Annotated in this window: 21 protein-coding genes; 14 read left to right on the plus strand and 7 right to left on the minus strand. The window is 35.8% G+C overall.

The window, feature by feature from the left end:
• The first annotated feature begins 231 nt into the window (after positions 1-231).
• The 5 genes from RQ359_RS07865 to RQ359_RS07885 all read left to right on the plus strand — a co-directional run bounded on the left by RQ359_RS07865 (position 232) and on the right by RQ359_RS07885 (position 6,604).
• On the plus strand, positions 232-2,802 hold the full coding sequence (locus tag RQ359_RS07865) for an MMPL family transporter (protein WP_054838415.1): 2,571 nt from the start codon (positions 232-234) through the stop codon (positions 2,800-2,802).
• 229 nt (positions 2,803-3,031) lie between these two features.
• On the plus strand, positions 3,032-3,325 hold the full coding sequence (locus RQ359_RS07870) for a hypothetical protein (protein WP_240900126.1): 294 nt from the start codon (positions 3,032-3,034) through the stop codon (positions 3,323-3,325).
• Positions 3,326-3,710: 385 nt separating this feature from the next.
• Positions 3,711-3,899 carry a Sul7d family chromatin protein gene (sul7d, locus tag RQ359_RS07875; RefSeq protein ID WP_054838413.1) on the plus strand — a complete coding sequence of 63 codons (189 nt, stop codon included), beginning with the start codon at positions 3,711-3,713 and terminating at the stop codon, positions 3,897-3,899.
• Between the two features lie 153 nt (positions 3,900-4,052).
• Positions 4,053-5,654 (plus strand): APC family permease, encoded by a 1,602-nt coding sequence (locus RQ359_RS07880; RefSeq protein ID WP_156016992.1) that lies wholly within the window; start codon positions 4,053-4,055, stop codon positions 5,652-5,654.
• Positions 5,655-5,836: 182 nt separating this feature from the next.
• On the plus strand, positions 5,837-6,604 hold the full coding sequence (locus RQ359_RS07885) for a hypothetical protein (protein WP_054838412.1): 768 nt from the start codon (positions 5,837-5,839) through the stop codon (positions 6,602-6,604).
• Positions 6,605-6,718: 114 nt separating this feature from the next.
• Here the strand turns inward: RQ359_RS07885 and RQ359_RS07890 are convergent, their stop codons facing one another.
• A complete protein-coding gene (locus tag RQ359_RS07890) occupies positions 6,719-7,969 on the minus strand; it encodes an FAD-dependent oxidoreductase (RefSeq protein ID WP_162308992.1) in 1,251 nt (416 codons plus the stop codon).
• A gap of 325 nt (positions 7,970-8,294) precedes the next feature.
• On the opposite strand from RQ359_RS07890, the gene RQ359_RS07895 reads away from it, so the two are divergent.
• The 4 genes from RQ359_RS07895 (at position 8,295) to RQ359_RS07910 (ending at position 10,204) form a co-directional block, all read left to right on the plus strand.
• A complete protein-coding gene (locus tag RQ359_RS07895; protein ID WP_054838409.1) occupies positions 8,295-8,720 on the plus strand; it encodes a hypothetical protein in 426 nt (141 codons plus the stop codon).
• Between the two features lie 161 nt (positions 8,721-8,881).
• Positions 8,882-9,247: a CBS domain-containing protein gene (locus RQ359_RS07900; protein ID WP_054838408.1), complete on the plus strand. Its 366-nt coding sequence runs from the start codon at positions 8,882-8,884 to the stop codon at positions 9,245-9,247.
• Between the two features lie 9 nt (positions 9,248-9,256).
• Positions 9,257-9,457, plus strand: coding sequence for a hypothetical protein (locus RQ359_RS07905; protein ID WP_054838407.1), 201 nt, complete (start codon positions 9,257-9,259; stop codon positions 9,455-9,457).
• A 93-nt stretch (positions 9,458-9,550) separates the two neighbouring features.
• Positions 9,551-10,204: a DUF3834 domain-containing protein gene (locus tag RQ359_RS07910; protein ID WP_156016988.1), complete on the plus strand. Its 654-nt coding sequence runs from the start codon at positions 9,551-9,553 to the stop codon at positions 10,202-10,204.
• 42 nt (positions 10,205-10,246) lie between these two features.
• On the opposite strand, the gene RQ359_RS07915 is transcribed toward RQ359_RS07910, so the two are convergent.
• The 4 genes from RQ359_RS07915 to RQ359_RS07930 form a co-directional block, all read right to left on the minus strand.
• Positions 10,247-10,789 (minus strand): hypothetical protein, encoded by a 543-nt coding sequence (locus RQ359_RS07915; RefSeq protein ID WP_054838406.1) that lies wholly within the window; start codon positions 10,787-10,789, stop codon positions 10,247-10,249.
• Between the two features lie 24 nt (positions 10,790-10,813).
• Complete coding sequence (locus tag RQ359_RS07920) at positions 10,814-11,113, minus strand: hypothetical protein (protein WP_054838405.1); 300 nt, start codon at positions 11,111-11,113, stop codon at positions 10,814-10,816.
• Between the two features lie 4 nt (positions 11,114-11,117).
• Positions 11,118-11,825 carry an ABC transporter ATP-binding protein gene (locus tag RQ359_RS07925; RefSeq protein WP_054838404.1) on the minus strand — a complete coding sequence of 236 codons (708 nt, stop codon included), beginning with the start codon at positions 11,823-11,825 and terminating at the stop codon, positions 11,118-11,120.
• 62 nt (positions 11,826-11,887) lie between these two features.
• Entirely contained in the window at positions 11,888-12,607 is a 720-nt protein-coding gene (locus RQ359_RS07930; protein ID WP_054838403.1) for a peroxiredoxin, read from the minus strand.
• A 245-nt stretch (positions 12,608-12,852) separates the two neighbouring features.
• On the opposite strand from RQ359_RS07930, the gene RQ359_RS07935 reads away from it, so the two are divergent.
• Positions 12,853-13,833 carry a hypothetical protein gene (locus tag RQ359_RS07935; protein WP_156016986.1) on the plus strand — a complete coding sequence of 327 codons (981 nt, stop codon included), beginning with the start codon at positions 12,853-12,855 and terminating at the stop codon, positions 13,831-13,833.
• Here the strand turns inward: RQ359_RS07935 and RQ359_RS07940 are convergent.
• Positions 13,814-14,686, minus strand: a complete 873-nt coding sequence (locus tag RQ359_RS07940; protein WP_156016984.1) for a DUF929 domain-containing protein — start codon at positions 14,684-14,686, stop codon at positions 13,814-13,816. The genes RQ359_RS07935 and RQ359_RS07940 overlap by 20 nt on opposite strands.
• Before the next feature lie 298 nt (positions 14,687-14,984).
• Between RQ359_RS07940 and RQ359_RS07945 the strand changes: the two genes are divergently transcribed.
• Positions 14,985-15,581: a hypothetical protein gene (locus tag RQ359_RS07945; protein ID WP_156016982.1), complete on the plus strand. Its 597-nt coding sequence runs from the start codon at positions 14,985-14,987 to the stop codon at positions 15,579-15,581.
• On the opposite strand, the gene RQ359_RS07950 is transcribed toward RQ359_RS07945, so the two are convergent.
• Entirely contained in the window at positions 15,578-16,651 is a 1,074-nt protein-coding gene (locus RQ359_RS07950; RefSeq protein WP_054838399.1) for a DEAD/DEAH box helicase, read from the minus strand. The two genes, RQ359_RS07945 and RQ359_RS07950, sit on opposite strands and share 4 nt — an antisense overlap.
• Before the next feature lie 131 nt (positions 16,652-16,782).
• Here RQ359_RS07950 and RQ359_RS07955 point away from each other — a divergent pair, with 131 nt between their 5' ends.
• The 3 genes from RQ359_RS07955 (at position 16,783) to RQ359_RS07965 (ending at position 18,849) form a co-directional block, all read left to right on the plus strand.
• Positions 16,783-17,928 (plus strand): NRAMP family divalent metal transporter, encoded by a 1,146-nt coding sequence (locus tag RQ359_RS07955; protein ID WP_054838398.1) that lies wholly within the window; start codon positions 16,783-16,785, stop codon positions 17,926-17,928.
• A gap of 154 nt (positions 17,929-18,082) precedes the next feature.
• Positions 18,083-18,397, plus strand: coding sequence for a 4Fe-4S dicluster domain-containing protein (locus RQ359_RS07960; protein ID WP_054838397.1), 315 nt, complete (start codon positions 18,083-18,085; stop codon positions 18,395-18,397).
• 41 nt (positions 18,398-18,438) lie between these two features.
• Positions 18,439-18,849: a PaaI family thioesterase gene (locus tag RQ359_RS07965; protein ID WP_054838396.1), complete on the plus strand. Its 411-nt coding sequence runs from the start codon at positions 18,439-18,441 to the stop codon at positions 18,847-18,849.
• The last annotated feature ends 32 nt before the right edge of the window (positions 18,850-18,881 follow it).

The raw sequence follows: 18,881 nt of genomic DNA on the forward strand, positions 1-18,881 counted from the left end.
GAGTAATATGGTATCTTATGAGTATTCACACGTACAGCATGATTATATCAGATAGGTTTACAAGTTTAACTGATGCAGAAGACTTCATATCACTTGAGAGCTTGGGCGTCTTCTAAAAGACATTTAATTTTTAGCTGAGTTTAGAATGATTTCCATATGAGTCTAGTTTTCTATTTAATTAAATCAGTTTATGCCAATAAGACATTTAAAGAAACCATTCTATTATAGAATATGAAAACCAACCTAAGGATAGCCATTTGGTTAGTAGTATTAGCAGTTTCTTTGCTATTGGCCTCGCAAGCATCATCTTATTTGACTTATAATCAGAATTACACTTTACCTTCATATTATCCTGCATGTGAGGCGGAGAACATAATATCTAAAGAGTTCCACTCTACTTCTGTCAATAATTCTATTGATATAGTCTTGGTTAATGCTTCTCCGTTACAGAATTATATAGTTTCACAAAGCGTGTTGAAAGTTCATGGTGTAGAGAACGTAACTAGTGAGGCTACAATCTACATCGATTATGCTAGCGCTATAGGGAAGGTTTTAAATGAGAGTGGAAGGTTGCTAAACGCCTCAGCCTATGCAGTATATTTCTTTCCATATAAGTTCATAGACCTATTCCTAAAGACCAATAACGAATCTATCTCTTTATCTATGGCTACTAAGGGAATTCCCTCGGAGGTAAAATTCGGTAACAACATTATATATTTCAACAAATTCTATGATTACTTTGCCTCCAACTTTTCTAAGGCTTTCCTTGCAACACATGAAAATTTACCTTTATCGTATTCAATTGCATTTAACAATTCGATTAAAGCAATTAGTCCGCTTGGTTTGGTCGCATTAAAATACATGAATAGAAGCAACTATAACCAATCGTCGTTGTTAACACATGCAGTATCTAACATGACTGGGATTTCTATTTCTGAAGTGAATCTCCTTATGTTTAAACAAGTAAACGGCAGTTGTCCGTTACTTTATCAAGATGTTCATCCACCATCTTCTTTAATATCTCAATACGTTGCTCACAATGTTAGTGTAGTTTTCGTATATACTAATTACTGTGCTTCATATTCATTTCCTAATGGAACGTATCCTGCAGGGATAATATCTAATAGTGTAGGAAGTTCAGTAAGGCATACATTTAACGGAACTTTTTACATCACTGGTTCAGCCCCTCTAATCCAGGAACTTTCTTCATCTGAAGGTACTAGGCAGTCTATTACATTTATCATGGTTTTCTTGGCTCTATTGGTTATTATAGGAATTTACTTTAGATCGATTATAGCCCCTCTCATAACCCTTTCCCTGATATCCTTATCGGTCCTGATGGGATTTGCAGTAATTTCCATTATTGGTATACTGGAAGGTGGAGTAAATTTTGAGGTAGTTGAGCCTTTAATAGTAATCGTCATGGGAATAGGTGCTGACTACAGTGTATTTCTACTATCCAGATTTAGGGAAGAGTTAGCTAAGGGAGCCAGACCTATGGAAGCTATGCTAACCTCAGTGAGAACATCCGGGAGAGCAATCATCATATCTGGGACAGCAGTTACCGCAGTTTTTTCATCTCTAATTTTTATACCATACATAACATCGTGGGGTCTTGTAATAGTTCCTACTATTCCTATAACTATACTTATAGCAACTACTTTACTTCCAATAATTTACATGAAACTAGGTAAAAAGGTATTTTGGCCAAGCAAACTTTCACATTCCTCAAATAAATTCGTAGAGAAGGTGTCGAGATCTTCGATATCTCATTCATCAATTATATTAGTTTCTGTATTAATAATTACTGTAATAGCATCTTTATTTGTAGTTTCGGTTCCACTTAACTTTAATGAAGCTTCAACGTCCTCTTTACCAAACTATCCTGCAGTCGAAGGTTTAAAGGTAATAGAGAATGCATTCGGTAGCTCGTTCCTTAACCCAGTTGAGATAGTAATTCATGTCAATAACAACTTTAACACCTCCTTCTTAGAGCATATCGCAAGTATTGAAGATAATATTTCAAAAATGAATGGAGTGAAGGAAGTATTTGGTCCAGTTCCTCCAAACTTTAATGGGACGTATAACCAAGCAGTAAGAGAGTTAATGAAGGAAAATATAGGGATAGATAATAGGACTGCGTTAATAACTGTAATTACAAATTATCATGCTGATAGCAAACAAGCATTCTCGTTGATATCCAAGCTTCAGGACGAAGTTTCACCAGTAGGAGGACTAGTGGGAGGACAGACAGCTATCTTCATGGATCTGCAAAGCTATTTACTTCCTTATTACAATACCGTAATTATAGCTCTCCCCATCGTTTTATTTTTAGTATTAGCCTTATTCATGAGGTCAATAAAAATAGCTGCAGGAGTAGTTTTTACTATAATTCTAACGATAGTTTCTGCACTTTCAATTGTCTATATAGCATATGGAAATGACTCTTCGTCCGGTGTTACGTTTTTCATACCTATATTGGTTTACATACTAATGATGGGACTAGCTAGCGACTATAGCGTATTTATTTTAAGCAGGATCAGGGAAGAAAAAAGAGTTAGTAATGCAGAATCAATAGTAGCAGGTATTTCGTTATCTGCCGGAGCTGTTACCGCATTGGGAGTGATACTTTCCGCTTCATTTGGTGTACTAATTACTGATCCTATACCTGTTATATCGGAGTTGGGAGCGGCTATCGCACTGGCAGCCCTTTTTGATACTTTCTTAGTAAGATTAGGGGTTTATCCAGCGTTACTATATAAGCTAATGAAGAAGAAGATTAATGAGACTAGAAGTGTATGAATCTTTCCTAAAATTATATATGATTTTTCATATATATTATTATCTCATTTTCAAGATAATTTGGCATGATATGTATTTTTATTGTATAATTTATCGTCAAAACAGTCTTTGCTTTTAGACTTCTCCATGCATTCTAATACTTTTAACTTAATTAATATAGCAGATATCTGTTTTTGAATAAATATTTAAATCCCTCAGAGTCAATTAATATATTGGGATAGCAATGACTATGGTTGAAGCTCTAAATAAGATAATGAAGAGTAACAAAATCAGCAGCAAGAGGATATCGTACTATCCTTTTCTGATGGCAGTTAAGGAAATGGATCTAAACTTGTTATCCAAGAAGAGCAAGAGAGACCTAAACAACTCTTTAGAGAAGTTATATTTTGAATGTAGGAATTATTTAGATAGGTACTCGAAGAACCGTTATATATGTAAGTGTGGAGAGAGATTTGACTCCGCCGAGGCTTTTTACAAGCATGTATTAGCAGTGCATGTTCTAGCTGATCAGTTAGTCAGCTAATTCTTAACTTTCATATTAATAGAAAGTATATAGTAAAAACAATAAGTTTCATATAAAAGAAGATTACTTAATATTAAGTCTAAAGAGTAGACAAGAAATACCGCTCTATGTATATCAAGTACAAATAGTTCATCGGTATACTTTTTATGAAAGTCTGTTCTTTTCCTTGTATTATTTTGCTTATCTTCTCTTGAGCTATTAGTAGAATGTTAAATTGTTACTATTATAGTCCATCATTTTCAAACAAATTTCCTCATCTTAATAGAATTGAAAGAACTATAGATTTATCTGTAGTACAGCTTGAAGAATTAACATAAGTATTACTTGCGTAACTATCGTAAGGTTTATTAACGACAGTGTCTTAACCCTTAATTAGGGAAAAGATATGGTAATGGTAAAGTTCAAGTATAAGGGAGAAGAGAAAGAAGTAGATACATCTAAAATAAAGAAAGTATGGAAAGTAGGCAAGATGATAAGCTTCACCTACGATGAAGGTGGAGGAAAAACTGGTAGAGGAGCAGTCTCTGAAAAAGACGCTCCAAAAGAGCTTCAGAATATGCTAGACAAGAAATAAAGGTATTTTTAAAGCTAGAGAGTTTCTTTTTCTTTTTGTTCATTAGATTTTTGTTCTCTTTTTTCGCCTCTTTATGGATAATGTATGTTTCATTAAAAGAAAACGTAGCAGTTCACTTTATAAATGATAAATAATTGCTTAAAGTTTGGCGCAATGGTCCAGAATAATCCCTCTAAAAACCTTTTCATAAGACAATCCTCGGGCTTGGTGAGAGAGGTAAGTCCTTGGTCATCATCACTTGCTACTTTCGGGCTAGTGACAGGAGGAGTACCAATATTAATAATAGAGTGGCTTTTTCTATCGCCTGGTGCCAACTTACCTCTGTCTTTCTTTATTTCTCTACTTCCCACTCTACTCATGGCGTCGTTGTTTTTCATCGCCTCTGTCTCTATGCCTAGAGCTGGAGGGGATTACGTCTTCAATAGTAGGGCTACTAATCCAATGATAGGCTTCGTCAACTATTGGGGTCTATGGATAGCCTTTGCTTTGTCTCTCGGAATATATAGTTTTTATGGTGCTCAATGGTTTGCATATCTCTTTACTGGACTTGGTATTTATTTTCATAATAGCCTGTTTCTAAGTTTAGGTAATTTTTTTGACGGTAAGATAGGAGAAGTTTCAGTAGGCTTGGTAATTGTATTGTTTAGCAGCGTAATAGCTTCTTTAGGTAAGGATCATTGGAAGTTTATTATATATGGTGGCCTGATATCTGTTGTAACAACTATAATAATGTTCATAGGTTTAGTTACTATCACTCCTTCCTCCTTTGCGTCTAGCTTAAGCTCAGTCTCTGGCGTACCTAACGCATATACTAAGGTAATTCATGATGCGGAATCCAATGGATTAACCTTCTTTTCCCCTCTCTCTGCTACGCTACTAGCTTTACCAGTAGTGTGGTACTATTATGCTTGGTATAACTTACCAGCTTCGTGGAGCGGAGAGATGAAGAGCGTAAAGAAGAACGTGTTTTATTCTATAGTGTTTACTATTGCAATGGTAGGTGTTTACTATGCAATATTCTCCTACCTCAATATTCATGCCTTTGGACAGAAATTCCTTACTTCATGGTCTTACATAGATTGTAACGGAATAAGCGATCCGGTTTATTCGTCCCTACAAGATATAGGACCTTTTACTCCATTCTTTGCTTTAATAGTAGACCATAACGTTTTGCTTTATATTATAATGTTCATAGCCCTATGGCTTCCAAATTTCTACAGTAATCCCCCCTTAGTTGTAGCCTTGACTAGGTACATGTTCGCTTGGTCTTTTGATAGAATAATGCCGGAGTGGATGGCAGACGTTAATGAAAGATATCATATTCCTCTTAAATCTACTATACTAGTTTCAATTATAGGTTTAGCAGGAGTTTTGATGTACGCATTCATCCCTGCAATATCTACTGTAGATGTTACGATAGTCTTTCAAATAGGCTATGCAGTATTTGCACTATCAACCGCCTTGATGCCGTACGTAAAGAAGAGAGTTTACGAGAACGCAGTTCCATTCAAGAGGAAATTATTAGGAGTTCCTATCATATCAATTATAGGTTTCCTGACCTTCGGGTTCTTGATATATACCTTAGCCCTAACTTGGAATAACTCGTTCCTGCTACCGATAAATGTTTCTACTATAGGTTCTCTTATAGCAATATATGGGTCAGGAATTCTAATATATTACCTAGCCAAATTATATACCAAAAGAAGGATTGGAATAGATATGGAAATGTTATTTGAAGAGATACCTCCCGAGTAGGATTTTGATATTTTTTGAATATAATAGTATCAATTCTTTAAAATCTTTCATTGTATATGGTATAGATTTCTATTAGTTTTTATTATTTAGCTTCGCTATTAAACGTTAATTTTAACTAATGTTTAGAGTAGGATATTATAAAAATAAAAATCATGTATGATAGTTATTATTGGTGAAAAGAGATAGGGGTTGAGCGCGAGGTACTCCTAAACAGAGCTAAGGAAGTGATAGACGGGTGTAACAACGACGGCATAACCCTCAGGTTAATCGGTGGTGCAGCTATAGCAATAATAGCAAAGGAAGGTTCCAAAATATTTTCTCGTCAGTACAAGGATGCAGATTACTTTGGTTTATCGAGTCAAAGCTCTAAGATATCTTCATCATTAGAAAAGATGGGGATGATGCCTAACAAAAGGTTTAACGCACTTCATGGAAGTGTTAGATTGATGTTTTATGATCCGGTTCTTGAGACTACAATAGATGTGTTTCTAGATGAATTCAACATGTGCCATAAAATCAATTTGAAAGGTAGACTTAACATAATGAGATATACAATTCCAACTTCAGATCTCTTGTTGAGTAAAATGCAGATAGTAAAAATGACGGAGAATGACTATAAGGACATATTGTCTTTGCTTCATGATGTAGAAATAGGTGAAAAGGATGATGAGAGGACTCTGGATTCTAATTACATAGCTAAACTCCTATCTGATGATTGGGGTTTCTACAGGACTTTCTCGTTAAATGTGGAAAACGTGAGAAAGTTCGTTTCCTCTAATTACTCTGAATATTCTAAACAAATAGATGATAAATTAAATATTTTAGTAAAGAAAATAGAAGAACATCCTAAGTCAATGAAGTGGAAAATGAGATCTAAAATAGGAGATAAGGTTAAATGGTATGAAGAACCAGAGGACGTTAATACCAACTTTATGCAAGGTCAGCAATAAAAATCAGCTAAATAAAGATTATCTCCATTTGGGTGAAACTCAACAAAGAGAAATAGTGAATATTGTGTATATATGTATATGCATATAGCATCTCTTAATGGAAGTGTACTCATATTAGCCATTTATGTTTATGAGTTCCTCTACGGCATCTTTTAGGAGTTCTAATTTTGAGGGGTGTGGAGGTATAAAATCTTGTATTTGATCAAGATTTAGATGAAGTCTAATCATTAGTGAGGCAGTGGCTATAACATCCTCTGCTCCTTCCATGAAAGCTTCAGCCGAAACCAGCCTTTTTCCTTCAGAACAGAGCTTCAGGAATCCGAACGTTTCCCTTTCTATTATGTTTCTTCCGTTTGAACCAGCCTGGACTTTCACGCATTTTCCTTCCATTAGACCAGTGTAAGCTATTTCAGGTCTAGTATATACTACGTGTGGTATAGCTTCTCTATTGAACTCCTTTCTTTCTCCCACTGCATTAGCTCCTGCTATTTTACCTGCATAAATTGCCGAATGCGCGGTATGTGTACCTATTACGTCCCCTGCTGCAAATATACCATTTACTTCAGTTCTAAGGTAGTCGTCAACTCTTATGTATCTGTTCTTTGGTACATCAATACCTTCTATGGCAGGATGTCTTCCGAAGCTTTTGAGTACTCTGTCCACACTTAATGTTTCGTTATCGCTTAATTTCAATAGAAATTTCTCTTTTTTCTCTATAGACTTCACCTCTGTATTAAGTACAAGTTTTATTCCTATTCTCTTAAAGTATGACGTTATTGCTTTCCTCATGTCATCATCTAGGTATGACATCAAAAAGGAGTTCTTGTCTATCATGTAAACTTCTTTTCCGAGGGTATGTAATAACCACGCAGCTTCTAAACCTCCCACGTCCCCGCCTACTATCCCCACTGTTTTGAAGGAAAGGTCAACCTCATGTAAATCCTCACTATAGATCATATCGTTTTCCTTATCCCTTTCTGTACCAGTTGATATAATTACTGAATCTGAGGGTAAAGTTTCATTTCTTACTATGACGTTACCGGACCTTATGTATGCTCTTTCGTGTATTATGTTAACCCCAAGGCTTTCTAACGTAGACTCTATTCCTTTTGAAATTCTTTCAACGGATCCTCTAGCAAGAGCTTGGATAGAAGTCATTGAGATTTCCCCTTTACCTCCTAACTTTTCTAGAGAATCTATTATCCTTGCAGGATAAAGCATGGATTTAGTAGGAACACAGCCATAGAGCGTACAAGTGCCACCTATCCTTTCTTCTTTTTCTATTAGAGTAACTTTTGCATCTCTCTTTGCTGCCTCAATAGAAGCGTAAATTCCAGCAGGACCTCCTCCTAGAACGACTATCATTAACATAAATCTTATGCTAGCTTCCTTTAAAAATTAGGCAGCAAGCATGACGAAGTTTTTTGCAAATTAAGAATTATTTTCTGAATAATATTTCTAAACGATTGAAGCTACTTCTAATAATATTTCTATTTTGGTTGGTTATTTTTAACTATCAAGCGACTGGTAATATGAGCCAAAGAAGAACAACACATTTAATATCTTTAAGTTAACACATCACTTTAAAATCATTTTGATTATTTACACTTATATCTATAAGGAATTCAGCTGATCTCTTTTAAAGAAAAAGTACGCAAAAGTTTATAAGTAGAAAGTAATCCTCATACCTATGAAACCATTGATAGCAATAGATCTAAACTGCAACATTGATGACGACTCTCTGAAGGATTTCCTTAAAGACATGTTCCAAAAGTTTGGAGCTCTTGATATAGTTTTCATAATGGACGATGACAGCTTAGTGGAAGTAGATCATAAAATAGTACATACTTTCTATAACGTATCGGACGTTATAGAAAACGTAAACTTCCTCAAGAAGTTATCTGATAAGAAGAGACTATCTTTACATGTTAACAGTCTCATATCCTTGACTTCTGAGTTGAAGAAGTTTCCATTAATAGTAGTCACTGATAGGAAGCTCAAGCCAAAGTTGGATCAGTTATTATTTGTTTTTGATGGAAACTCCCTAAAATCAACAAATTCTAGCATTATAATCTCTGAAAATAAAAATGATAATAGTGATAGTGAATATATCTAACTGATTAAACAAATTCTACTCAAAAAGTAGCTTTTCATTTTGATAAATAAAAATGAGAGAGTTTTCACTTCTAGTACGATCAGTCTATAGTAAAATAAATATTATAACACAAGTATGTTATAAAAAATCCTTTAAATATACCCTTGGCCAAATACTAGTTTATGGATCAAAGATATATCAGTAGAAAAGTCATAGTAGTTAAGCCTTCAGATCCTCTTGTTGAAGCCGCAAAGAGCATGTCCCTTCTTAATATAAGTGCGCTTGCTGTAGTAGACGAGAAGGGAAAACTGATAGGTATCTTAACTGAGAGAGACGTAACGAGAGCAGCAGCTGACGGTGACATAAATTCAAACGTAGAGCGTTATATGACAAAGGAGGTTATAGGAATAGACCTTTCTTCAGATATAGAAGAAGCTGCAAAAACTATGATGGATAAGGGAATTAGACATTTACCGGTAACTGATAAAGGTAAGGTAGTAGGAATAATTTCTATAAGAGATATAGGAAAAGCAATAATGCAGATTTAGTGATGTATAGTGTCGATAGACGATAGAGCTAGGAACGTTTTAAAGTCCCTAAATCTCTCAGACTATCCGTGTAGCTTAGAGAGGCTTTATGCGGCTATTTCCCTATTCCTTTCTGGAAAGATTACTGAAGAGGGTTTCTTTAAGTTTCTTGGCAGAGATACTAATTTTGAAAGAAATTTAATTGAATATTTAAAGAAACTTAGAGAATAACATATTGAATGTTCTTTCGTGACGCTTATGAGTTACTAACAAGTTAAATGGTAAAAGATTAAACTTAAAAATGTCTAGGTATAGAAGTAATCTATGAACAAAATAAACGTAATAGCCGCACCAGGTCCTGTTGTATACCCTCTTTTAGCTGCAAACGACGAGAGAATTAACATCTCTTTTGGTAAAGAGGGAGATGCTGACGCTGTTTTCGATTCAACGGTATCTTTAGTAAGGAGAGGTCTAAGGATAGATAAGGTACTTGTAAAGGGTTTGATGCAAATAGTCCCATCTATAGGTAATAAGACTGCAGTTTGGAGAAAAGGTAGCGCAGCTGACGTATTGCTAAGGGCTTATCTTTCCAGATCCGGTAAGAAAGTCGAGATAGTTTATGTGAATGACCAGAGCGAGATTATGAAGTTGCTGAAATCTGGAGAAGTAGATTCTGCTGTTGTATCTTCAGCTTTTGGAAAGGGAATAAGATTCGAGGATTTGATACCAGAAATGCCAGGTAGCTGTGGTGTTCATATCAATAGAAACGAGGAAGTGATACTAGAAGCGTATCAAAAAGGAATAGAGGCATTCAAAAGGAATCCAGATGAAGCTTCAAACGTAGTAATATCTAAGTTGCCGATGAAAATGGATCCATCATTTGTCAAGGGAACTATGCTCAATTCAATACTAGGAATTGAGCATGTTAACGATTATTTTGGTTTTAAGAATGCAATAGCTCCTTTCCTAAAGGAATAAATTTCTTTTTACTTCTACTTTAATTATAAGAAATCTAGCTTTTTACGTAGATATCACTAAGTGAACCTTATACAAATTAGAACCTTCTTCTGTAATCTCGTACGATAGGTTCATATTTCCACATCTTCTAATAACTTCAATTTTGTTTTCTGAGAGACCGTATTTTGGTGGACTACATTGGGCAGGATCTATATAGTTTTTTAGTTTTTCTTCAACTTCATTGACGTTATTAACATAAAAATCTGCTTCAAGTCTATTGTTAGTTACTATTGTTCTAGTCATGTTTTTACTGATAAATAGAGATACCGTTATGCATAGAACTGAACCCAAAATGTTGAGAACTATGATCACTACAAATGCAGGATAGCTAATTATGCTCCTCAGCAGATAGTAAACTAAAGTAGTTAAACCAGAACCTATCATTGAATCAATAACACTGAACTTCATTGCTTCTTTTCGATCTAAATTCAATCCTATTAGAAATCCAGTAATTGCAGGTCCCATAATAGGAATCCACCAGGATATCAGAGGCAGAGCTAAGGTGAATAGTTCCTCTTTTTTCTTATCCTGTCCAAAGGGTAACACAACATATGATATAAACAGACATTACTAAGCTTTTTCATCTAAACTTCTTATCTTGTTTACGTTACCATCTAGATCCTCGAAGAATATTCCCTCCTCGTTGATTATAAGATAGCCTCTCTTTCCCATGCATTTAAATGGGAACGCCAATATCCCTCCCTTCTTTGTTGCTGAAGGAGCATATACGGGAAACAAGGAATCCTCCATTTCTAGGGCTGAACACTCTCCTGAAATAACTTGGGTTAAATCATTCAGAAGTTGGTTTAGCGTTTCCTCATAAGCCTCTCCGACTTCCTTTAATCTCCTAGCATTCTCAATTAAACCCAATTAATTAACCCCTCATTAGCTTTGCTACTATGCTTTCGATAGGTTCATCCTCAGTTCCCATTCTTTTTATGTCTTCAAATGTGCCCATCCATACTACTTGTCCTTTGTTTATCATTATTACGTTATCAGTAAGTCTTCCTGCTACACTCATTATATGAGTTGAAACTAACATAGTGGATGATATTTTAGATAGAATTGAAATTACAGATTCTTGCGTTGGTATATCTAGATAATTTAGAGGTTCGTCCATAAGTAATATACTTGGTTTATGCATTATTGCCAACGCTATTGAAAGCTTTTGCAGATTTCCTTGAGAGAGTTGAGAAGCCTTGTAATTCCAATATTTGCGAAGGTCCAACAAGTCTACAATCTCATATACTTGGTTCATATCAACCCCTCTGAGAGCTGCAATGTACTGCAGATTGTCGCGAACTGTCATGGTTCGATATGGTTGTGCGTTCTCTGGGAGATAGCCGGTAATTTTCCTTACCTCTACAGAACAAGGAGGTAATCCTTTAATTCTAACTGACCCTCTATCTGGCTTAAGAAATCCCATGAGAAGTTTAAGGGTGGTGGATTTCCCGGCACCGTTAGGTCCAAGCAAAGCGAACTTTCCACCGCAAGCGATAGAAAACGTTAAACCATTAAGAGCGTTTATGTTCCCGTAACTCTTTGTAACGTTTGAAACTTCGATGCACAATTCGTTAGACATTAATAAGTGATCTGTTAGGAAAGGATAAATTGTTTTCTTATATTAGTTTTACCTTATAAAAATTACTGACCTTTGGGAACTGCCTTCGCTACTCTTTCTAGGTACTTTCTTGCTTCCTCCGAATCCTCCTTTGGAGACTCCTTAAAGGTAAACCACCAATCTAATCCCTTGTATTCCTGTAATCTTTTTCCTATATCTGCAATGTTTCTAGGTGGAGGAACCAGGAAATTATCTCCTATGACCTCATTATTTGGCCAGTTCGCAGGAATTGCAACCTTGTATTTATCTACCATCTGAAGCCCTTTTATCGCTCTTAGTAATTCATCTATGTTTCTACCCAATTCTAATGGATAGTACATGATGAGTCTAACCTTAGATTTATCATCAACCAGAAATACCGCCCTTACCGTGGAAGTAGCAGACTGTGCATGTATCATGCCGAGTTTTTTAGAGACTTGACCCATTGGATCCGCAATCACGGGGAATGGAACTTCAACTCCGACCTTGTCCTTTATCCATTTTATCCATTCTATGTGGCTTATTGTGCTATCTACGCTCAATCCTATTAGCTCTACACCTAGTTTCTTGAAATCGTCAGACCTTTTTGCGAAGGCAATGAACTCAGTTGTACATACTGGAGTAAAATCTCCTGGATGAGAAAAAAGAAGGAACCACTTTCCTTTGTAGTCGTCAGGAAGAACTTTCTTTCCCTGTGTGGTTTCTACTTCTAGACGAGGAAATTCCTCTCCTATTAAAGGTATTCTATCAATTTGTGTAGACATTTTTTCTCCTATATTCAAGTACTCAAGCTCTAATTTAAATTTAACTCTAATTGGTAGTTACTTCTAATTTAGAATCAATATAATTTAGTGATAACATAGATGAGCTTAAATCTGTTTGGAGCTTAAAGATTTTGATGAGGAAGCCGCCAGAAACTGACTTTTGATGAAGGCTACTTATAACTGAACCCTCCGTATTTTAAGTTCAATTTAGGTAACTTTTTTTGTGATGAAGATAGATTTATGTCATGAGCTTTCTCTTTAAACGTAGTAAGAAGGCAATATACCATATAGATTCTTTGGATAAAAACATGAAGATTGCGATAAAAACTATAATAGACTGTTCAATCTCTGACGTTGCTAAAGCTTACGGTCTACGTTATGCTATTCCGAAGTGGGGAGAGCCTATTTTCGTGCCTTATGGAGAGTTAGATGGTGAATTCAATAGTACTAGGGAAGCATATTCTAGAATAGAGGAGGCAATTAACGAATCATCTAAAGAAGGAATATCTCAATTTAAGAGTTGGTATCCTAACTCTCAGATCCTGAATCAATATAGAATTTCTTATTATTCTTTTACAGATGAGCATTATGGTTACATTGCAGGAATAGGTGCTGATCCGCTAATAACGCATAGTTATTTCCAACTACCTGAGTTAAAGGGCAAAAATGTATTTATATTATCTCCAGCTCTCTCTTCAGTTACGGATTTCCCATTCTTAGATAACATTTATCAATACAAAAAAGAAATAATAGAATCCTATTCATGGGCGAATTCACAGTTTCATTCCAAGTACGACAAGGATAACAGCTATGATGAGGAGCTTGGAATGTACTTTATGGGAATATTGATGGATAAAATTAGAAAGAGAGTAGAGAAAAATGCTAGAAATCAAATTGAAAATGCGGACGTTTTGGTAGTTCCATTGTTTGTGGGCCAGAACAAGTATGGACATGGTGAATCAATTAAGGAAAGATGGATCGACTCAGAATTTTACAGGAAGTCCATGTACCATGAGCTTGAAGCTTTACCCGCAATATGGAACACCGAAAGCGCAGGGAACTTAATTATGAATTCTATAGGGAAATTCTCTACATTAGTTCTTTTATTTGATAAAGGAGTTCCTAGCATGGAAAAATGTAAGGAAGAATGTCTCTCTCAGTACATAGGACCCATGAGGGTAGTCGAAGATAAGGAAAGATATAAGATCATTGAACTTGTGAAATAACGTAATTAATTACTTGGCTTCCTTGGTCTATCATTGTTTTTACACTGCCATTTGTAATATCGTTAGATTTTAGTTGAGAGTATAACTGCTCGGCGTATTGTTGCGCTGCAGTAGCAGATGATTGTCCTATTACATCTGGGTTCATTGGTGATACGAAACCTATTTCCATGTAAGTTCCTCCTGGTCCTGTTATTATTATTAGTGTAGCTATATGAGGTGCCGGAGTAGAGTATGCTATAGAATCGTTTAGACCAGAACTTGTAGTAACTATAGGAGTATCTACCTCATATTCCTTAACTAAGTTATATATCCAAGGAGCGAAACTAAGATTATCCTTTATTTCTTGTAAACCTATTGTTACCGCACTGCCGTTAGTAGGGTTAACAGGAACACCAGTTGGTGTTGCAGTCAAATTTTCATTATAGATATAAAGAAAATGGAAGTCCACATTTGAATTTGGCTTTGGTTGATATCCTTCAAACCATAGTGCTGGAATAAAGGGTATGTTAGGCTCGCTTAATGAGTGTCCTGGTGTAGCATTAACGGTGCCATATTGAGTTAGTACTTTATATAAAGCCCATGAATCCGTAGCTCCATATGGGCATCCATACCAACTTATGAAATAAATCTGTACTGTGCTATTCCCAGCATAATTTTGATTATTTACTTTAAAGAATTTAAAAGGAGCAGGAGAGCTTGATATATAACTTGCAGGCGAGAAAACTGGATGGCTATAGGAAGTGAAGCCAACTAAAGCAACTATGAGTACTCCCAATACTATGAATGGAATGTAAATTAGCTTGCTATCTTGTCTCTTAGTCTTTGTTTTCCTATCAGCTTTTCTCTTTGCCATCGTGTTATAGAGTATTTCTAAATAATAAAAAACTCATCCTAGTTTTAGCATCTATCAAATGATAGTCCTGAAAGTAAAAAATTCTTATTAATTTATACCTTGAAATCAATCAAGCTGAAATAGTGATGTATTTGCCGAGTACTGAATTGTGATGTAACTTAAAATGACTTGGCTATTTAATAAGGATATAGAAATAAATTAAAAGAAGCTATTTGTAGCATAAATTACCTTATGACTAATGTAGAAGCAATTTTACAAAAAGTATTCTAATATATATACCGTTAAGCATTTTTCTATTATGGAGTTGAGAGTAGAGGAATCGGAGGATCTTCTAATGCCTCCACTTAAGGAATATACTTACATTTGTGGAGATATAGTAAGCGAGACTAAGTGTAATGGTTCTCTTTTATTTAGGGATCCAGATTACGTAACGTTGAACATGACTGATATGATTATGTCAATGAGTCTTCAAGGAGCGTTGAGATCTAAACTCAGAGGAAGGAAACTTGATAGATGGCTATCTTACGTTTCTAAATATAGAATTGAAGTCAACCAAAAGGAATTTGCTTCAGTTCTCAAGTTAGGTTCAGTAATTACCCTCTACGTTGACGGAATCGATATTGACGGTATTTCAGGAGATTTTGCGATGAAAGAAATTCGTGTAGTTGGCACGGGATACAACGTTGATAGAATAGTAGATGCTCTAGTTGAGCTTACTCCAAGATTGATCACAGTACAACTAAGGCAGGGAGTTTGGTTTATGGTTACTAGTTATACTTCAATGTTTATTGACACTGCAGTTAAAAAGAAGCTTTTCCAGTTTATTAATATAAGGAGAATGGTTTGTAAGAAAATTATTTCTAAGGAGAAAACTAGAATATGCTATCTTGATTAGGAGTTAGCTGTTTCTTTACTTTCTAGTTTTTTCGATAGATTTTTCATCCTGTTTACTATTTCTCTTTCCCTTGTAGTATAGAGAGTAATTGCAACACCGTTACGTCCCATCCTGCCCGTTCTACCGACTCTGTGTATGTAAGTTTCTACGTCTCTAGGGGCGTCGAAATTAACCACCAAATCTACGTCTATGACGTCTATTCCACGTGAAGCTAGGTCTGTAGAAACTAAAACGTTTCTCTTTCCCTCCCTGAAAAGTCTCAGGTTCTGTTCTCTCTTAGCTTGAGGCAGATCTCCGTACATTACTGAGGCTCTATATCCTAAATCCCAAAGAGAATTGTATAGCATCTTTGCTCTCTCTTTTGTTCTCGTAAAAACTATTATTTTTCCTCTATTTGAATTTAATAATTCTCTTAACTTAGATACCTTATCTGTCCAGTCATTTCTAGTTTCAACGAACCTTTGTTCTACCTCTTCTACTGGTTTGTATTCATCCAGCTTTATTAATTCAGCACATCTAGAAAATTCTCTAGCTAAACTTTCTACTTCTGGAGGAACCGTAGCAGAGAAGAAACCGAAAACCTTGGGAGTCGTATGCTTAAGAATCATTCTGACGTCATCTACGAATCCCATATCAAACATTCTATCTACTTCATCAACTACAGCAGCCTGAAATTGTGAGAAATCAAGTTTATCCTTGCTCCACAAATCCAGTAACCTTCCAGGAGTTCCAACTACAATCTTAGCACTCCTCAATTCATTTAACTGTGAAGTGTACCCGACTCCTCCTATAATTGTAGCAACATTTATTCCCTTATATTTTCCTAATTTCTTAAATTCATCAGAAACTTGACCTGCAAGTTCTCTAGTTGGAGTAATAACTAATGAAGGGTAACCTAACTGAAGAAGAGGAAGCACATACGATGCAGTCTTTCCAGATCCAGTTTTAGCTTGAACTATTACGCTTTTGGTTTGAAGCAATAATGGAATAGCTCTCTCCTGCACTTGGGTAAGACTATTATAACCAGCATCGGACAAAGCTCTCCTTATTTGCTCGTCAAAATTTATCATACTTTACATCAATCAAGCTGGACTTTAAACTTATGCAATTTTTCTTTTTCTTTTTTATTGATTATTTCTATACTTTTCTAACTTTTACGCCTCATCGTAAAGTTTAATAATTATGAACGTTAAATGAAAATGTGAGTATTAAAGGGGTTTTCAGGGAATGGGGTCCGGCGTGGCTAGTGATGATAGCTAACATGGATGCTGCTAGCCTTATAACTGCAGCCCAGAACGGAGTTCAGTACGGTTATGGTTTAATTTGGTTTGTGCTTCTTCTCAGTGTTCCCCTTTATTTAGTTCAAGAAGTATCAGGAAGAATAGGTATAGCCACCGGAAAGGGACTAGCTGAAATATTGAGAGAGAACATGGGAAAGAAAGTAGCTTCGATTGCAGCTTTTCCTATGGCGATAATTGATTTCGTTAGCTATGCGGCAGAATATACTGGAATAGCTGTAGGCATGGAATTTGTAGGTATATCACCATTAGTCTCAGTGCCTACAGCTTACTTTTTGCATCTGTTGCTTGTTTATAAAAGACAATATATGAGGGTAGAGAAGTACCTTATAATAGGTTCCATTTTCATGATATTAATTTACGTTATGGCAGCTGCGTTTAGGGGTTATGATCCTTACTCTTCTCCATTTCTGTTTTCTACGTCTAGGAGCTTTATCTTCCTGGCTGCTGCTAACATAGGAGCGGTAGTAATGCCTTTTATGTTGTTTTATCAAGCTTCAGCAACAGCGGAGAAAAGGATCAAAAGTCTCAAACTCATGAGGGTAGAGACCCTTATAGGAGCATTGGTTTCAGAATCTCTGATGGTCGCAATAGAGGTAGCTTCAACAGGACTTAACTCTGCTAACTTTCAAAATACTGTGTTAATAGCAAGGTCTCTTTCTTCCTTAGCAGGACCTTATTCCCCTTTAATTTTTGGTCTTGCATTGGTTCTCTCAGGCTTCATAGCTTTAGTTATAATATCCTTAGGTAGTGCTTGGGGAGTAACAGAAGCTCTTGGCATAGGAAGACGAAATTGGTTCAAGGTCTATTTGGCAGAATCCATTCCAGCAGCTATACTTCCCTTAATATCGCAGTCTTTAATTAATTTGATCTTAAACTTAATGGTATTTGAGGTACTTGCTCTTGTCTTTCCCATAATTCTAATGGGCTTAATAATTTCAAATAGGAAAATAATGAGAAATTACGCTTCAAGTAAGAAGGGAATGATAGTTTATTGGGTTGTAGTCTCGTTAATTATAAGTGGAGGATTTCTTGCGTTAATCTATTGACAACATTATGAAATTTCTTTAATTCAAAATATATATTACTTCTTAATATTGATTAACTCTAGCTGATAAAAAAACTTTATATGTATATTTAAATCCCGAACAATTTAGGGGCTAGATTATTAAGCGAAGGAAAGAGACTTTAGTTGGTGGAAAAATGGGCATAGATCCGAACTACAGGACCAGTAGACCTGAGGTAGGAACGCACGAAGGGCACAAGGTTTATGGCCCTGTTGAGAATCCTAAGGTACTTGGAATACATGGAGCTATAGTTGGCGTAGACTTCGACTTATGTATAGCAGACGGCTCATGCATAAACGCGTGTCCAGTTAACGTGTTTCAATGGTTAGACACACCCGGTCATCCGGCCTCAGAGAAAAAAGCAGATCCGATAAACGAACAAGCTTGCATATTCTGCATGGCTTGTGTGAACGTGTGTCCAGTAGCAGCAGTAGATGTTAAGCCACCATAACTTTTTTAAAATGTTTTTTATTTCTAAATTGGCATCTAGATTTGCTTTCGGATGTTCCAAATAAGGAAAGTAATATTTCAGGTCTTTTAGGTGCACGTGTACTTCGTCTAGATCAAGGCGAATGTGAAGTAGAAATTCCATTTAAGCCAGAACTTACTAGAAGGGGAGGTGTTATGAACGGAGGCATAATATCCACTGCGATAGACTTTACTTGTGGTTTAGCAGTTAGCTCTGTAAATGATGGAATAGATCAAGTCACACAGGAATTAAAGGTGAACTTTCTAGAGCCAATGTTCAAGGGTCCTTTCAAGTGTCACGCTAAGGTGATAAGAAAGGGAAAGACTACGGTTGTAGTATACGCAGAATTTGTAGATAGCGAATGTAGGATCGGTGCAGTCTCTCTAGGAACTTGGTTTATCATAAGGGACAGAAAGATCTCTTCGTCAACATAAGCCAAATTAGTCCAAGCTAAGATTTAGATAAA

It is taken from the genome of Sulfuracidifex metallicus DSM 6482 = JCM 9184, assembly GCA_032834875.1.
In the GTDB taxonomy this organism is placed as follows: domain Archaea; phylum Thermoproteota; class Thermoprotei_A; order Sulfolobales; family Sulfolobaceae; genus Sulfuracidifex; species Sulfuracidifex metallicus.

Bases quoted from the DNA above. Each gene is read 5' to 3' on its own strand.
- RQ359_RS07865 (WP_054838415.1), top strand. From the start codon at position 232: ATGAAAACCAACCTAAGGATAGCCATTTGGTTAGTAGTATTAGCAGTT.
- RQ359_RS07870 (WP_240900126.1), top strand. From the start codon at position 3,032: ATGGTTGAAGCTCTAAATAAGATAATGAAGAGTAACAAAATCAGCAGC.
- sul7d (WP_054838413.1), top strand. From the start codon at position 3,711: ATGGTAATGGTAAAGTTCAAGTATAAGGGAGAAGAGAAAGAAGTAGAT.
- RQ359_RS07880 (WP_156016992.1), top strand. From the start codon at position 4,053: ATGGTCCAGAATAATCCCTCTAAAAACCTTTTCATAAGACAATCCTCG.
- RQ359_RS07890 (WP_162308992.1), bottom strand. From the start codon at position 7,969: ATGATAGTCGTTCTAGGAGGAGGTCCTGCTGGAATTTACGCTTCTATT.
- RQ359_RS07895 (WP_054838409.1), top strand. From the start codon at position 8,295: ATGAAACCATTGATAGCAATAGATCTAAACTGCAACATTGATGACGAC.
- RQ359_RS07900 (WP_054838408.1), top strand. From the start codon at position 8,882: ATGGATCAAAGATATATCAGTAGAAAAGTCATAGTAGTTAAGCCTTCA.
- RQ359_RS07910 (WP_156016988.1), top strand. From the start codon at position 9,551: ATGAACAAAATAAACGTAATAGCCGCACCAGGTCCTGTTGTATACCCT.
- RQ359_RS07925 (WP_054838404.1), bottom strand. From the start codon at position 11,825: ATGTCTAACGAATTGTGCATCGAAGTTTCAAACGTTACAAAGAGTTAC.
- RQ359_RS07930 (WP_054838403.1), bottom strand. From the start codon at position 12,607: ATGTCTACACAAATTGATAGAATACCTTTAATAGGAGAGGAATTTCCT.
- RQ359_RS07935 (WP_156016986.1), top strand. From the start codon at position 12,853: ATGAGCTTTCTCTTTAAACGTAGTAAGAAGGCAATATACCATATAGAT.
- RQ359_RS07940 (WP_156016984.1), bottom strand. From the start codon at position 14,686: ATGGCAAAGAGAAAAGCTGATAGGAAAACAAAGACTAAGAGACAAGAT.
- RQ359_RS07945 (WP_156016982.1), top strand. From the start codon at position 14,985: ATGGAGTTGAGAGTAGAGGAATCGGAGGATCTTCTAATGCCTCCACTT.
- RQ359_RS07950 (WP_054838399.1), bottom strand. From the start codon at position 16,651: ATGATAAATTTTGACGAGCAAATAAGGAGAGCTTTGTCCGATGCTGGT.
- RQ359_RS07960 (WP_054838397.1), top strand. From the start codon at position 18,083: ATGGGCATAGATCCGAACTACAGGACCAGTAGACCTGAGGTAGGAACG.